General features: G+C 45.4%; 15 protein-coding genes and 7 tRNA genes. 17 read left to right on the top strand and 5 right to left on the bottom strand.

The features are described 5' to 3' along the window. Positions 1-27 precede the first annotated feature (27 nt). Both UQW94_RS10020 and UQW94_RS10015 read right to left on the bottom strand, forming a co-directional pair. Positions 28-1134 (bottom strand): PilT/PilU family type 4a pilus ATPase, encoded by a 1107-nt coding sequence (locus UQW94_RS10020; RefSeq protein ID WP_149191715.1) that lies wholly within the window; start codon positions 1132-1134, stop codon positions 28-30. A gap of 30 nt (positions 1135-1164) precedes the next feature. Further along, positions 1165-2205, bottom strand: a complete 1041-nt coding sequence (locus UQW94_RS10015) for a type IV pilus twitching motility protein PilT (protein WP_005381015.1) — start codon at positions 2203-2205, stop codon at positions 1165-1167. A gap of 28 nt (positions 2206-2233) precedes the next feature. Between UQW94_RS10015 and UQW94_RS10010 the strand changes: the two genes are divergently transcribed. The 7 genes from UQW94_RS10010 to hemW all read left to right on the top strand — a co-directional run bounded on the left by UQW94_RS10010 (position 2234) and on the right by hemW (position 7291). Next, positions 2234-2935: a YggS family pyridoxal phosphate-dependent enzyme gene (locus UQW94_RS10010; protein WP_005384521.1), complete on the top strand. Its 702-nt coding sequence runs from the start codon at positions 2234-2236 to the stop codon at positions 2933-2935. Positions 2936-3094: 159 nt separating this feature from the next. Next, complete coding sequence (gene proC / locus UQW94_RS10005) at positions 3095-3913, top strand: pyrroline-5-carboxylate reductase (protein ID WP_005381013.1); 819 nt, start codon at positions 3095-3097, stop codon at positions 3911-3913. Positions 3914-3965: 52 nt separating this feature from the next. After that, the gene (locus tag UQW94_RS10000) at positions 3966-4523 is read left to right on the top strand and encodes a YggT family protein (protein ID WP_005381012.1); all 558 of its coding nucleotides are present in this window, start codon (positions 3966-3968) and stop codon (positions 4521-4523) included. Further along, on the top strand, positions 4523-4813 hold the full coding sequence (yggU, locus tag UQW94_RS09995) for a DUF167 family protein YggU (RefSeq protein WP_054577162.1): 291 nt from the start codon (positions 4523-4525) through the stop codon (positions 4811-4813). The genes UQW94_RS10000 and yggU overlap by 1 nt, the downstream gene beginning before the upstream one ends. Before the next feature lie 128 nt (positions 4814-4941). Further along, a complete protein-coding gene (locus UQW94_RS09990) occupies positions 4942-5373 on the top strand; it encodes a DUF4426 domain-containing protein (RefSeq protein WP_005381010.1) in 432 nt (143 codons plus the stop codon). Between the two features lie 118 nt (positions 5374-5491). Beyond that, complete coding sequence (locus UQW94_RS09985) at positions 5492-6094, top strand: XTP/dITP diphosphatase (protein WP_005381009.1); 603 nt, start codon at positions 5492-5494, stop codon at positions 6092-6094. Positions 6095-6112: 18 nt separating this feature from the next. Further along, positions 6113-7291 (top strand): radical SAM family heme chaperone HemW, encoded by a 1179-nt coding sequence (gene hemW, locus UQW94_RS09980; protein ID WP_017635577.1) that lies wholly within the window; start codon positions 6113-6115, stop codon positions 7289-7291. A 90-nt stretch (positions 7292-7381) separates the two neighbouring features. Here hemW and glsB read toward each other — a convergent pair whose 3' ends face one another. The 3 genes from glsB to trmB form a co-directional block, all read right to left on the bottom strand. After that, positions 7382-8302, bottom strand: coding sequence for a glutaminase B (glsB, locus tag UQW94_RS09975; RefSeq protein ID WP_005381007.1), 921 nt, complete (start codon positions 8300-8302; stop codon positions 7382-7384). A 98-nt stretch (positions 8303-8400) separates the two neighbouring features. Then, positions 8401-9429, bottom strand: coding sequence for a TRM11 family SAM-dependent methyltransferase (locus UQW94_RS09970; protein ID WP_053304146.1), 1029 nt, complete (start codon positions 9427-9429; stop codon positions 8401-8403). A gap of 17 nt (positions 9430-9446) precedes the next feature. Next, positions 9447-10166: a tRNA (guanosine(46)-N7)-methyltransferase TrmB gene (gene trmB, locus UQW94_RS09965; protein WP_005384506.1), complete on the bottom strand. Its 720-nt coding sequence runs from the start codon at positions 10164-10166 to the stop codon at positions 9447-9449. 203 nt (positions 10167-10369) lie between these two features. On the opposite strand from trmB, the gene mutY reads away from it, so the two are divergent. The 10 genes from mutY to UQW94_RS09915 all read left to right on the top strand — a co-directional run bounded on the left by mutY (position 10370) and on the right by UQW94_RS09915 (position 13828). Further along, positions 10370-11446, top strand: coding sequence for an A/G-specific adenine glycosylase (gene mutY / locus UQW94_RS09960; protein ID WP_017635575.1), 1077 nt, complete (start codon positions 10370-10372; stop codon positions 11444-11446). 19 nt (positions 11447-11465) lie between these two features. Next, the gene (locus UQW94_RS09955) at positions 11466-11738 is read left to right on the top strand and encodes an oxidative damage protection protein (protein ID WP_005381002.1); all 273 of its coding nucleotides are present in this window, start codon (positions 11466-11468) and stop codon (positions 11736-11738) included. 77 nt (positions 11739-11815) lie between these two features. Then, positions 11816-12955, top strand: coding sequence for a membrane-bound lytic murein transglycosylase MltC (gene mltC / locus UQW94_RS09950; protein WP_005381001.1), 1140 nt, complete (start codon positions 11816-11818; stop codon positions 12953-12955). Positions 12956-13055: 100 nt separating this feature from the next. Then, positions 13056-13131, top strand: a tRNA-Phe gene (locus tag UQW94_RS09945). A 66-nt stretch (positions 13132-13197) separates the two neighbouring features. Then, positions 13198-13273 (top strand) — tRNA-Thr (locus tag UQW94_RS09940). A gap of 7 nt (positions 13274-13280) precedes the next feature. Continuing rightward, a tRNA-Phe gene (locus UQW94_RS09935) sits at positions 13281-13356 on the top strand. A 45-nt stretch (positions 13357-13401) separates the two neighbouring features. After that, positions 13402-13477 (top strand) — tRNA-Asn (locus UQW94_RS09930). Positions 13478-13548: 71 nt separating this feature from the next. Beyond that, a tRNA-Thr gene (locus UQW94_RS09925) sits at positions 13549-13624 on the top strand. Between the two features lie 7 nt (positions 13625-13631). Continuing rightward, positions 13632-13707 (top strand) — tRNA-Phe (locus tag UQW94_RS09920). 45 nt (positions 13708-13752) lie between these two features. Further along, positions 13753-13828: transfer RNA gene (locus tag UQW94_RS09915), tRNA-Asn, on the top strand. The last annotated feature ends 71 nt before the right edge of the window (positions 13829-13899 follow it).

Raw genomic sequence — 13899 nt, 5'->3', positions numbered from 1 at the left:
GCCAACCTTTTTTGTTTCTGGATTGGATTAATCCATATCGATCTTAACGTTCGCCAAACTGCCCGTAGAGAATGCTTCACCACGCTGCGTTTTCAACATCAAGCGCAGATCATTTGCCGAGTCGGCACTATGTAGTGCATCCTCTTCGCTGATCTTACCTTGCATCACTAACTTATAGAGAGATTGATCGAACGTCAGCATACCAAACTCATTTGAGCGAGCCATGGTTGACTTCAACTCATGTAAATCTCCGCGACGAATCAAATCCGACACACGTGGGCTATTTAGCAAGATCTCAAATACACCATGACGTCCCTGCCCATTTTTATCTCGGATCAACTGCTGACCAACCACGCCTTTTAGGTTCATCGACAAATCGAACAAGAATTGTTCTTTTTGATCTTTCGGTACCAAGTGAAGAATGCGCTCTAAAGCTTGGTTGGCATTATTGGCGTGCAACGTTGCCATACACAGGTGACCCGTTTCGGCGAAGGTCATCGCGTATTCCATTGTTTCACGGCTACGGATCTCACCAATCAAAATCATATCTGGTGCTTGGCGCAGCGAGTTTTTAAGCGCAACTTCATAGCTTTCCGTATCTAACCCAACTTCGCGTTGAGTCACGATACAGCGCTTGTGTTCATGCACGAATTCGATCGGATCTTCGACCGTCAAAATGTGCCCGGTTTTATTGCTGTTTCGATAGCCTGTCATCGCCGCCATGGTGGTCGATTTACCCGATCCAGTAGCACCGACCACCAGCACCAAACCACGCTTAGCTATCGCCAAATCTTGCAACACTAACGGTAACTTTAACTGCTCAAAAGTAGGAATATTGGTTTCAATACGACGAATCACTGCGCCTGGTAACTCGCGTTGAAAAAAGGCACTCACACGGAAGCGACCACAATCTCTCACAATGGCAAAATTCGACTCGCGACTTTTACGAAAGTCCTGACGCCGATCTGGTTCCATAGCGCTATCGAGTAATGCAGCCACATCACTCTCGGTGAGTTTTTCCCCTTGCGGACGCAATTCGCCATCCACACGAAATAGAATTGGCGCTCCAACCGTGATGTAAAGATCCGACGCTTTCAGCGCCAGCATGCCTTCGAGAAATTTATCTAGATCCATCTTCCGTATTCACCATTATCTGTATGAACGTTACGAGAATTGCTGCACTTCTAATCCGATCTTGCTATCGACCTCTTCACGAGCAACCATGCCTTGCGCCATTAACTGACGAGCATTTTGCTCCATGGTTTGCATGCCGTGAGCCGCACCTGTTTGAATGATCGAATACATCTGCGCGACTTTGTCTTCGCGGATCAAGTTGCGAATCGCAGGCGTTGCCATCATAATTTCATGGCATGCAATACGGCCACCACCATTACGCTTCAGAAGCTTTTGCGCGATAACCGAACGAAGGGACTCAGATAGCATCGAGCGAACCATATCTTTATCACTACCAGGAAACACATCGATAATACGGTCAATGGTTTTTGCCGCCGAGCTGGTGTGCAACGTCCCGAAAACTAAGTGACCCGTTTCTGCCGCCGTTAAGGCAAGGCTGATGGTTTCTTTGTCACGCATCTCACCAACCAGAATAACGTCTGGGTCTTCGCGCAATGCACTACGCAAAGCATTTTGGAAACTATGGGTGTCACGGTGAACTTCACGCTGGTTGATCAAACATTTATTGTTGTTGTGAACAAATTCAATCGGATCTTCAATTGTGAGTACGTGCTTGTTGTGATTACGGTTAATGTAGTCAACAATGGCTGCTAAGGTCGTCGATTTACCTGAACCTGTTGGGCCAGTGACCAGAACTAAGCCTTTTTCAGCGTTCGCAATTTTTTTGAAGATCTCTGGCGCTTCTAGCTCTTCCAGAGTTGGAATGCTACTTGGAATGGTACGGAATACTGCCGCACAACCGCGAGATTGGTTGAAAGCGTTGACACGGAAACGGCCAACGTTATGCAACTCAAAAGAGAAATCGACTTCGAGTTTTTCTTCGAACTCACTGCGTTGGGCATCGTTCATGATTTCGAAAACCAAACGATGCACTTCTTGGTGTGTAAACGCTGGAATGCCTAGTTTTCTCACATCCCCATCAATACGAACCATTGGTGGGACACCTGCAGAAAGATGTAGATCCGAGGCATTATGTTTTACACTAAAATCCAGTAACTCAGTGATATCCATTTAAAATCCTTAAGTCTAAAGTACAGCTATGAGTAGTATTCAACAAAATATTGAACATATCACCTCTCAAATTCGATATGACGAGCAAAAATGTGGTCGAACTCCAGAGTCAGTGCAACTTCTAGCGGTAAGCAAAACTAAACCTGTCGAGGCAATTCTCGAAGCCTACCAAGCGGGACAAACCGCCTTTGGTGAAAACTACGTTCAAGAGGGCGTCAGTAAAGTTCAGCACTTTGCCGAGCATTATCCAGATAATCGAATCGAATGGCACTTCATTGGCCCGATTCAATCCAATAAATCGCGACTTGTTGCTGAACATTTCGATTGGGTTCACACCATCGATCGAACCAAGATTGCTCAACGCCTGAATGATCAGCGGCCAAGCGAACTTAAACCGCTACAAGTTCTGATTCAGGTTAACACCAGTGGTGAGGCATCTAAGTCTGGTGTCACTGAAGCGGAAGTATTCGAGCTGGCGGAGTTGATTTCTCGCCTACCCAACCTCACTTTAAGAGGGTTGATGTCGATTCCTGCCAACGTGTCTGACTACGAATCACAACTCCGTGAATTTCAGAAGTTGGCTACGTTGAAGCAAACACTCGAAGCACAGTTCCCAGAAATCGATACATTATCAATGGGAATGAGTGGTGATATGACCGCTGCAATCGAAGCTGGTAGTACAATGGTTCGTATTGGAACCGCTATTTTCGGCGCACGAGACTACAGCTAAATCAACAAAACGCTCACTCGCGACATAAGTTATGTCGTCAATCGTTAGAGCGTAAATGCGCAATCATCTTACTCGCCAATAGGAGCAGTAAGTAACAGCGGCGCCATTATACACCTGAGCGCACAACAAATTCTAAATATCATGATGGAAATCAGACAAATGGAACATAAAAAAATCGCCTTCATTGGTGCTGGCAACATGGTGAGAGCCATTGTTTCCGGCTTGGTTGCTAACGGATACCCAGCGCAAAACATTACCGCAACGGCTCCTTCAGAGGCTCGTCGCCTTCTGCTAGAACAAGATTTTGGCATCCGTACCACCAGCGATAACATCCAAGCTGCGACCGAGGCGGATGTGGTGGTATTGTCTGTAAAACCGCAAATGATGGCGGATGTCTGTAAACCACTGCAATCGATCGATTTCACTAATAAACTGGTGATTTCTATTGCCGCAGGCATCAACTGTTCACGATTGGATGATATGCTAGCCACCAAATTGAACTTGGTTCGTGTTATGCCAAATACGCCATCACAGCTTGGGTTGGGTATGAGTGGGTTGTTCGCACCAACTCATGTAACCGAGCACGACAAAGCTTTTGCCGCAGAGTTAATGGAAGCGGTCGGTAAAGTATGCTGGGTTGAGCAAGAGTCTGGCATCAATAATGTGATTGCCGCAGCGGGCAGTGCTCCAGCATACTTCTTCCTGTTTATGGAAGCGATGCAAGCAGAAGCGATTGCGCAAGGCTTTGATAAAGAGACCGCTCGACTATTGGTTCAGCAAGCGGCACTGGGCGCGGCCAGTATGGTGGTTAGCAACCCAGAAACTGAGCTATCGACCCTGCGTGAGAACGTAACATCGAAAGGTGGGACAACGGCAGAAGCACTGCGTACATTCAACGAACATCAACTTTCAGATATTGTCGCTAAAGCCATGCAAGCTGCTGTGGCTCGCGCGGAAGAAATGGAAAAACTGTTTTAATTATTTGGATGAACTCCGTTTAGTATCATCCATCACTTGTTAAGGGTACCTTATGAATTCAATGAGTTTTCTCATCTCAACCCTATTTGACCTGTACATCATGGTCGTAATTTTGCGAATTTGGTTGCAAGCTGCGCGCGCAGACTTCTACAACCCATTCTCGCAATTCATAGTAAAAGCGACTCAGCCGGTCATTGGTCCATTGCGCCGCGTTATCCCTTCCGTGGGGAATATTGACCTAGCAACCGTGTTGTTTGCCTACGTGTTGTGTGTGCTTAAATTTGTCGTGCTTATCCTAATAGCTTCGAACGGTTCCGTCTCTTTCAGCGCTGACTTCTTATTCTTGGGCTTATTATCATTAATCAAAGCCGCAGGTGGCCTATTGTTCTGGGTACTATTGATCCGTGCAATTTTGAGCTGGGTAAGCCAAGGCCGCAGCCCTATCGAGTACGTATTCCATCAACTGACCGAGCCAATGTGCGCTCCAATCCGTCGTATTCTTCCGGCTATTGGTGGTCTTGATTTAAGCGTACTGGTGTTATTTATCGGCTTGCAGTTCGCGAACTTCTTAATGGGCGATATCATTGGTCCAATTTGGTTCCAGCTATAATGTCAGCTGCAGTTTGGCAAGATGGTGAGGACATCATCCTGAAGCTCTATATTCAACCTAAAGCTAGCCGCGATAAAATCGTTGGCTTGCATGGTGAAGAGCTAAAAATCGCCATTACTGCTCCACCTGTCGATGGCAAAGCTAATGCACACCTAACTAAGTTCTTAGCCAAGCAGTTTAAAATCGCTAAGGGCTTGGTTCACATAGAAAAAGGTGAATTAGGACGGCACAAACAAATTCGGATAGAATCGCCTACCCAGATACCGATAGAAATTAAAGCCATCATATGATGGCTTTTTATTTACGATTTTGTACCACACTTACTAATACCAACGACTGAGTACGCATTTTTTACCCCCTGACCAAGGTAAAATTGCAGCTATGGTTGTTTTATAACAAGTGCTTTGAGGAAGTAACAATGAGCAAATGGATTACCGCATTACTGATTAGCCTGTTGTCGTTACCAAGCTTCGCCGATCAGTTTAAAAATATGAAAGATATCGAAGTACACTATGTAGCGTTTAACTCAACATTCCTAACACCCAAAGTCGCACGTAGCTACGATATCAAACGTAATGGATACCTCGCAGTGGTTAATATTAGCGTGTTAGATAGAGCTTCATTGGGTAAGCCAGCATTAGAAGCAAAAATTGCTGGACGCGCGAAGAACCTTATCGGCCAAACTCAGACCTTGACCTTTCGTGAAGTCAAAGAAGGCAATGCGATATACTATTTAGCCGAACTACCAATTACCCACGAAGAAACTTTTACTTTCGATATTGACGTAAAAGCTGGAAACAAAGGCTCAGGTAAGCTTAAATTCACCCAGAAGTTTTATGTTGAAGAGTAATTGGGTTGTGATGTTCCAAAAGCTTTTGGATCTAAGCAGGCTAAAAACCATTTATTAGTTAAAGAATATCTAGAGGAGAACGATTTGTTCTCCTCTATCACTATTAAAAGAGATTCCCATGAAAAAAATTGTGCTAGCAACTGGTAACCAAGGCAAAGTTCGTGAAATGGCAGATTTATTGTCTGACTTCGGCTTTGAAGTATTAGCGCAAAGTGAATTCAATGTATCGGAAGTAGCTGAAACGGGTACAACTTTCATTGAAAACGCAATCATTAAAGCTCGCCATGCCGCACAAGAAACAGGGCTTCCTGCCATTGCAGACGACTCTGGATTAGAAGTCGATTTCTTAAAAGGCGCTCCGGGCATTTACTCTGCACGTTACGCAGGCGAGAGCGCATCTGATCAAGAGAATCTAGAAAAATTGCTAGCGGCAATGGAAGGCGTACCAGAAGCAGAGCGTACAGCACGTTTCCACTGCGTATTAGTCCTCATGCGTCACGAGAACGACCCAACGCCTATCGTCTGTCACGGTAAATGGGAAGGCCGAATTCTAACTGAAGCACACGGTGAAAATGGCTTTGGCTACGACCCAATCTTCTTTGTTCCTGAAGATAACTGTGCGTCAGCCGAACTTGAACCTGCACGTAAGAAACAACTGTCTCACCGCGGTAAAGCGCTCAAGTCGTTGTTTGCTCAACTGTCTGAGCAAGTGTCTCAGTAATCACGAGCGAATTAGACCATGTTAACGCCCCCAGCACTCAGCTTGTATGTACACATCCCGTGGTGTGTGCAAAAGTGCCCGTATTGCGACTTTAACTCTCACGCGCTCAAAACCGAGATTCCAGAAGAAGAGTACATCAGTGCCCTTTTAGAAGATTTGGATACCGACATTGAGAAATACCGCCTTAACGAAGCGCCACGCCCACTGCATTCAATCTTCATTGGTGGTGGTACGCCGAGTTTGATTTCGGCAGAAGGCATCGAGCGTCTACTTAAGGGCATTGAAGCGCGTATTCCGTTCAAGCCTGAAATCGAAATCACCATGGAAGCGAATCCAGGCACCATCGAAGCAGAGCGTTTTGTTGGCTACCGCAAAGCTGGTGTAACGCGTATCTCTATCGGCGTACAAAGCTTTGAGCAGCAGAAGCTTGAGCGTTTGGGGCGCATTCACGGCCAAGACGAAGCCGTCAATGCTGCTAAGCTGGCGCACCAAATCGGTTTGAACAGCTTTAACCTCGATCTCATGCACGGCTTACCTGATCAAAGCATCGAACAAGCCTTGGCAGATTTGGACAAAGCGATTGAGTTGGCACCGCCGCACTTGTCTTGGTATCAGTTGACCATCGAACCAAACACCATGTTTTACTACAAGCCACCAACGCTACCTGACGATGATGACTTGTGGGATATTTTCGAGCTCGGACACCAAAAACTTGCAGCCGCGGGTTATGTGCAATATGAAATCTCCGGTTACAGCAAGCCGGGCTATCAGTGTCAGCACAACCTCAACTACTGGCGCTTTGGTGATTACCTTGGTATCGGTTGTGGCTCTCATGGCAAACTCAGTTTTACCGACGGACGTATTATTCGAACGACAAAGGTAAAACACCCGCGAGGCTATTTAGCGGCTTATCAAAATATGGTCAAACCTTATCTGCATACAGAACATGTCGTCGCGGATGAAGATCGTCCATTCGAGTTCTTTATGAACCGATTCCGCTTAATCGAAGCCTGTCCGAAGCAAGATTACGTGGACACCACGGGCTTACCGCTTAGTACGATTCAAGAAACCATCAGCTGGGCGATAGAAATGGGCTACCTGAGTGAAACGCCTACCCACTGGCAAATTACTGAAAAAGGGAAGCTCTTCCTTAATGATTTGCTCGAAGCCTTTATGGCCGAAGAAAGCGAAGAGTAACGCAACCCCAAAACAAAAAAAGCCTCTCAATTGAGAGGCTTTTTATTTAGAAACTGTGCCGTCCTAAATAAGGTTGACACATTTCCAACATTAGAAAATTGAACGGCCAATTCGCTCTGAGAGCAGCTCAAGCGCCTTAGTACCAGCAAGCGAGTTACCTGAAGGATCAAGCTCTGGAGACCATACTGAAATGGTCATTTCACCAGGTACTACCGCGATAATGCCACCACCAACACCAGACTTACCAGGCATTCCAACGCGATAAGCAAACTCGCCCGCGCCATCATACAAGCCACACGTTGCTAACAGTGCATTAAGTTGTTTGGTTTGCACAGGAGAAACTACAGGCTTACCCGTTTGTACCGATGTGCCCTTGTTTGCTAAATAGCTAAACGTTTTAGCCAAATCGACGCAACTCATCTTCAGCGCACAAGCGTGGAAGTAGTTTTGTAGTACTGGAATCACTTCATTTTCGAAGTTGCCAAACGAACGCATGAGATATGCAATCGCCGCATTACGATCACCATGCATCATTTCGGATGCCGCAACGACTTTGTCATACACAATATGGGTATCACCAGAAAGCTGACGCACAAATTCCAACAGGCGCTGACGAGGTGCAGATAAGCGAGTTTGTAACAAATCTGCCACTACTATCGCTCCAGCATTTATAAATGGATTACGAGGAATACCTTGCTCCATTTCTAGCTGGATTAGCGAATTAAATGCCTGCCCCGAAGGCTCTTTTCCCACTCGAGACCAAATTTCTTCTTGCTTGTACAAGCACATCGCTAACGTCAAGCTCAATGCTTTTGAAATAGATTGGATAGAGAAAGGTTCATCGGCATCACCCGCCTTAATAACCTCACCTTCGTTGGTGTATACCGCAATACCTAACTTGTTGCTGGGTACTTTTGCCAGAGCAGGAATGTAATCAGCCACTTTACCTTGGCCGATTAAAGGGCGTACTTCCGCCAAAATATCTGTCAAAATTTCCACTGTCGGTTTCATTCTCTACCTTCTATTTACAAGAGAACTCGTTGAGCTCAGAGGTAAAAAAAGCCAACGTGTCGTTGGCTTTTCCATAGGGTTCGTTCGACTCAAGTCGATTATGGTTTTACTGCCACAATAATATTGCGGTTGATAGATTGATCAACACGGTGAAGATAACCGATGTAAGGCTCTTCTGAAAGTACCTTCCAACCTTGCTCTTCAAATAATGCCGCGACATCTTTCCATTTCAATGTGAATTCATTGAAAGACAACACCACTGAACCTTGCTTTTTCAATACCACTTTCCATGCAGGCAGAGCCTCTTTTAAAAGCTCTAGTGGACTACGGTTCAGTTTGCTGTCCTTGGCATTTTTGCTGCCGTGCTGCACGCCATAAGGCAAGTCAGACACCATCACATCAACTGAGTTCTTTTTCACGACTTGATCAGCGATACGAGTATCAGCCGAATACAGCTTCATAAACTGAAGATTGCCTTGGTTGTAATCTTCTTTATTTGCTGCAGCTTCAACCACGAAACCATCCGCCACTTTCTTGCCACCCGCAGTGCGCTTTTCTTTGCTCACTTTGTGCTTAAAGCGGCCATTCTTCATGAACTTAACAATAAAGGTCTGGATCTCTTGCACCCACTTGGCGTTGATCTCAACCCCTACCACGTTCAAACCGTGGATCAAGCCTTCAAATAAGGTTGTACCTTTACCACACATTGGATCCATTAAGGTCAGTTGTTCACTTCCCGTATTGGACGCACTAATGCCGATATTCACCATCAAACGGGTAAACTGCTCATTTGTTTTCCCGGTGTAGCGCAAAATCTGACTCATACTTTCCGGGAAAGTGTTAAATACGGGCGATTGAACTGGTCGAAGTAAACCATCTTCGCGCACTTCAAATAGCGCATAGTAAATCGAAGAGGCTGCGATTCTTCGCGCCTGCTCATCGGTTAGCGCTTCCTGACAAGAAAACACCAACGCAGCAGGTAAGCCAACGTCTTTACTACCAATTTCTGTCACATCCACACCTTGTGAAGCTAAAATTGCTTTTAGCTCAGAACAGGCAATGGTCATTGCGCTATCAAAGTAAATTCGGTTATGACCCGGATTCGCTAATATCGCGTAATGGTACATCCCATGAACTCCTCTGGTTACGCAATACGCTTATATTTGATATCCCAAACACCGTGACCAAGACGGTGACCACGAGCTTCAAACTTCGTTAGCGGGCGATCGTCTGGACGAGGAACGAAATCACCATCTTTAGCAATGTTTTCGAAACCTGGCGCTTGGTTCATCACTTCAATCATGTGCTCTGCGTAGTTTTCCCAGTCGGTCGCCATGTGGAAAATACCTTCATTAGGGATAAGCTTCTCACGCACCATTTCCGCAAAACCTAATTGAACAATACGACGCTTGTGGTGACGCTTCTTATGCCAAGGGTCTGGGAAGAACAATTGTAGTGTCGATAAGCTGCCATTTGGGATCATGTGTTCGAATACTTCTACCGCATCGTGACACATTACACGCAGGTTAGTAATTCCCGCCTCGCGAGCATCGGCAAGACAAGCACCAACGCCTGGGCTATGAACTTCGATACCGATGAAGTTTTTCTCTGGCGCGTTCTTTGCCATTTCAACCAATGAAGCACCCATACCAAAACCGATCTCAAGCACTACTGGGTTATCGTTGCCAAACACCTCTTTCCAATCGAGAAGTTCAGCTTTGAAGTCAATACCCATCGTAGGCCAGCATTCATTCATCGCGCTCTCTTGACCTTTAGTCAAACGCCCTTCACGGCGTACAAAGCTGCGGATTTTGCGGATCAGCTTTCCGTCTTCGTTGTATTCGTTAGTGGTTACTTCACTCATTGATTTTGCCTGCACATTGATTAATCAAAGCGGGGATTATCCAAAGAATTTACTTAGGTGCAAGTATTTGTTGAGCTCTTGGTCTATGGCAACCCAAAAGCAACGACACACCTCTTTATATCCCTACTGTTTATCCGTTGTACTTCTTGTCCATTATGTGGTGCAATTTTGCACCTAACCAATAATAGAATACAGAGCAAGTCGTGACACCTTTCGCCAGTGCCATCCTAGAATGGTATGACGCATATGGAAGAAAAGATCTTCCGTGGCAACAAAATAAGACCGCATACAGTGTCTGGTTGTCTGAAATTATGCTTCAGCAAACTCAGGTCACTACGGTTATTCCGTATTACCAACGTTTCTTGGAGCGCTTTCCAACCGTGATCGATCTTGCCAATGCTGAGCAAGATGAAGTCCTACACCTTTGGACTGGCTTAGGGTATTACGCCCGAGCCCGTAACCTTCACAAAGCAGCACAAGAGGTCGCCTCTACATACAATGGTGAGTTTCCTCTTGATATAGAGAAAATGAACGCCCTACCGGGGATTGGTCGCTCTACTGCTGCCGCCATTTTATCGTCTGTGTATAAACAACCACACGCGATTCTTGATGGTAACGTGAAGCGCACCCTATCCCGCTGTTTCGCAGTTGCAGGATGGCCAGGACAAAAAAAGGTTGAAAACCAGCTGTGGGAAATTGCCGAAACGCATACCCCACAAACGGATGTAGATAAGTATAACCAGGCAATGATGGACATGGGCGCAATGGTCTGCACTCGCAGCAAACCCAAATGTAGCCTCTGCCCTGTTGCTGACCTGTGTGTGGCAAAACAACAAGGTAATGTGCTCGACTACCCGGGCAAAAAACCGAAGAAAGATAAACCAATCAAGCAAACTCGTTTCGTGATGCTTCACCACAACACCGAAAATGGTCATGAGGTGTGGTTGGAGCAAAGACCACAAACAGGCATTTGGGGTGGCTTATTCTGCTTCCCACAAACCGAACATGTGGATGCAGAAAGCGACATTGAATTGCTACTGGATCAACGCGGCATTCAAGCCAGCAATATCAAACAGAAGCAAACACTGATTACCTTTCGTCATACATTCAGCCATTACCACCTAGATATCACGCCAATTTTGATTGATTTATCAAAGCAACCGGACGTGATAATGGAAGGCAACAAAGGTCTTTGGTATAACTTATCTAAACCTGAAGAAGTCGGTTTAGCCGCGCCAGTAAAACTATTGCTGGAAACGCTACCCCACGAACTTCGTTAATTGAATACAAGGAGTCATTATGAGCCGCACTGTATTTTGTGCTCGACTAAAGAAAGAAGGCGAAGGTCTAGACTTTCAACTTTACCCTGGTGAACTAGGTAAACGCATTTTCGACAACATCTCGAAAGAAGCGTGGGCTCAGTGGCAACACAAACAAACCATGTTGATCAACGAGAAGAAACTCAACATGATGGATCCAGAACACCGCAAACTGATCGAAACAGAAATGGTAAATTTCCTCTTTGAAGGAAAAGACGTTCATATCGAAGGTTACACACCGCCGAGCGAATAAAGTCGCTTGAGTTAAACAATGACATCACAACCATTTGTGGTGTCATTTTTCTATTACCTTCAATAACTCTGATACTTATGAAAAAAATTGTCTTTATTGCTGCCGCACTTTTAATGGCAGGCTGTAGCCGTGAATTCGTCGAAAAGATTTATGACGTCAACTACGAGCCAACAAACCGTTTTGCCAATAACTTAGCTGAGCTACCAGGACAATTTGAAAAAGATACTGCGGCGCTAGATGCCTTAATCAATAGCTTTTCAGGCAATATTCAAAAGCGCTGGGGTAAAAAAGAAATCAAGTACGCAGGCAAGAGTAATTACGTTAAGTACATCGATAACTACCTTAGCCGCGCCGAGGTCGACTTTCGCAAAGGCGTGATCACGATAGAGACCGTATCACCGACAGAGCCCCAAAAACACCTAAAAGACGCGATTGTCACCACCTTATTAACACCAGACGATCCCGCTCACGTCGACTTATTCTCCTCTAAAGGTATCACGTTAGAGGGGCAACCATTCCTGTATAAACAAGTTGTCGACCAAGACAATAAGCCAATTCAATGGTCTTGGCGGGCAAACCGATTTGCGGAATACCTCATCGCAAATAAAATAAAAACCAAAAATGTAGATTTCAAGAAAGCGTATTACGTCGAAATTCCCATGGTTGAAGACCACTTTTCAACTCGCAGCTACCAATACGCCGATATCGTGCGTCGAGCTTCCAAGAAATACGACATTCCAGAAGACTTGATATACGCCATTATTAAAACCGAGAGCAGTTTCAACCCATACGCGGTAAGTTGGGCAAATGCATATGGCCTAATGCAAGTTGTACCTAAAACAGCGGGACGAGATGTGTTCAAACTCGTGAAAAAGCGCTCGGGCCAACCAAGCCCTGAATATTTGTTTAATCCAGAAAACAACATAGATACTGGTACTGCGTATTTCTATATCTTAAAAAATCGTTATTTAAGAGAAGTCCGCCACCCTACCTCTCTCGAGTACAGCATGATTTCAGCTTACAATGGCGGTACTGGAGGAGTTTTAAACACATTTCATCGCAGTGATCGCAAACGCGCAATGCAAGATCTTAATTCATTGCAACCCAACCAAGTTTATTGGGCGTTAACCAAGAAACACCCGAACGCAGAAGCGCGTCGCTACCTAGAAAAAGTTACAAATTTCAAAAAGGAATTTAACTCGAAGCAAACTTTGTAGTGACAGTTGAATAAAAAGCGTTCGAACAACCACTTTTTTGAAATTATTTAAAAAAAGTGGTTGACGCAACGCGGGAAAATCCGTTTAATAGCGCTCCGTTGCCCGGATAGCTCAGTCGGTAGAGCAGAGGATTGAAAATCCTCGTGTCGGTGGTTCGATTCCGCCTCCGGGCACCACAATTTGATTTGTTGGTGTCTTAACGAAATGTTACAACACGGACAAAAGCACAAAGAATAAAGTGTGCCGACTTAGCTCAGTAGGTAGAGCAACTGACTTGTAATCAGTAGGTCACCAGTTCGATTCCGGTAGTCGGCACCATTCTTTTGCCTCGATAGCTCAGTCGGTAGAGCAGAGGATTGAAAATCCTCGTGTCGGTGGTTCGATTCCGCCTCGAGGCACCATATTTGGTGCACTTGCTTCATAAGCAAGACACAAAAAAGAATAGTTCCTCCTTAGCTCAGTTGGTAGAGCGACGGACTGTTAATCCGCAGGTCGCTGGTTCGAGCCCAGCAGGAGGAGCCAATTTCTAGAATCTTACTTAAGTGAGATTTTAAAAACTGAAGAGATAATCTCTTCTAGAAAGAATACAGTGTGCCGACTTAGCTCAGTAGGTAGAGCAACTGACTTGTAATCAGTAGGTCACCAGTTCGATTCCGGTAGTCGGCACCATTCTTTTGCCTCGATAGCTCAGTCGGTAGAGCAGAGGATTGAAAATCCTCGTGTCGGTGGTTCGATTCCGCCTCGAGGCACCATATTTGGTGCACTTGCTTCATAAGCAAGACACAAAAAAGAATAATTCCTCCTTAGCTCAGTTGGTAGAGCGACGGACTGTTAATCCGCAGGTCGCTGGTTCGAGCCCAGCAGGAGGAGCCACTTTTAAAGCCGCATCACTTGATGCGGCTTTTTTGTATCTGCTTTATACGTCATTTCTCGTTTTCCCATTT

The sequence above is a fragment of the Vibrio sp. PBL-C16 genome, from assembly GCF_034321865.1.
GTDB classification, from domain to species: domain Bacteria; phylum Pseudomonadota; class Gammaproteobacteria; order Enterobacterales; family Vibrionaceae; genus Vibrio; species Vibrio alginolyticus.
Note: the sequence above shows the minus strand (reverse complement) of the source record. Positions and strands in the feature narration are given on the sequence as shown.

Excerpts from the sequence above, each read along its gene's own strand:
- UQW94_RS10020 (WP_149191715.1), bottom strand. The coding sequence starts at position 1,134 with ATGGATCTAGATAAATTTCTCGAAGGCATGCTGGCGCTGAAAGCGTCG.
- UQW94_RS10015 (WP_005381015.1), bottom strand. The coding sequence starts at position 2,205 with ATGGATATCACTGAGTTACTGGATTTTAGTGTAAAACATAATGCCTCG.
- UQW94_RS10010 (WP_005384521.1), top strand. The coding sequence starts at position 2,234 with ATGAGTAGTATTCAACAAAATATTGAACATATCACCTCTCAAATTCGA.
- proC (WP_005381013.1), top strand. The coding sequence starts at position 3,095 with ATGGAACATAAAAAAATCGCCTTCATTGGTGCTGGCAACATGGTGAGA.
- UQW94_RS10000 (WP_005381012.1), top strand. The coding sequence starts at position 3,966 with ATGAATTCAATGAGTTTTCTCATCTCAACCCTATTTGACCTGTACATC.
- yggU (WP_054577162.1), top strand. The coding sequence starts at position 4,523 with ATGTCAGCTGCAGTTTGGCAAGATGGTGAGGACATCATCCTGAAGCTC.
- UQW94_RS09990 (WP_005381010.1), top strand. The coding sequence starts at position 4,942 with ATGAGCAAATGGATTACCGCATTACTGATTAGCCTGTTGTCGTTACCA.
- UQW94_RS09985 (WP_005381009.1), top strand. The coding sequence starts at position 5,492 with ATGAAAAAAATTGTGCTAGCAACTGGTAACCAAGGCAAAGTTCGTGAA.
- hemW (WP_017635577.1), top strand. The coding sequence starts at position 6,113 with ATGTTAACGCCCCCAGCACTCAGCTTGTATGTACACATCCCGTGGTGT.
- glsB (WP_005381007.1), bottom strand. The coding sequence starts at position 8,302 with ATGAAACCGACAGTGGAAATTTTGACAGATATTTTGGCGGAAGTACGC.
- UQW94_RS09970 (WP_053304146.1), bottom strand. The coding sequence starts at position 9,429 with ATGTACCATTACGCGATATTAGCGAATCCGGGTCATAACCGAATTTAC.
- trmB (WP_005384506.1), bottom strand. The coding sequence starts at position 10,166 with ATGAGTGAAGTAACCACTAACGAATACAACGAAGACGGAAAGCTGATC.
- UQW94_RS09955 (WP_005381002.1), top strand. The coding sequence starts at position 11,466 with ATGAGCCGCACTGTATTTTGTGCTCGACTAAAGAAAGAAGGCGAAGGT.
- mltC (WP_005381001.1), top strand. The coding sequence starts at position 11,816 with ATGAAAAAAATTGTCTTTATTGCTGCCGCACTTTTAATGGCAGGCTGT.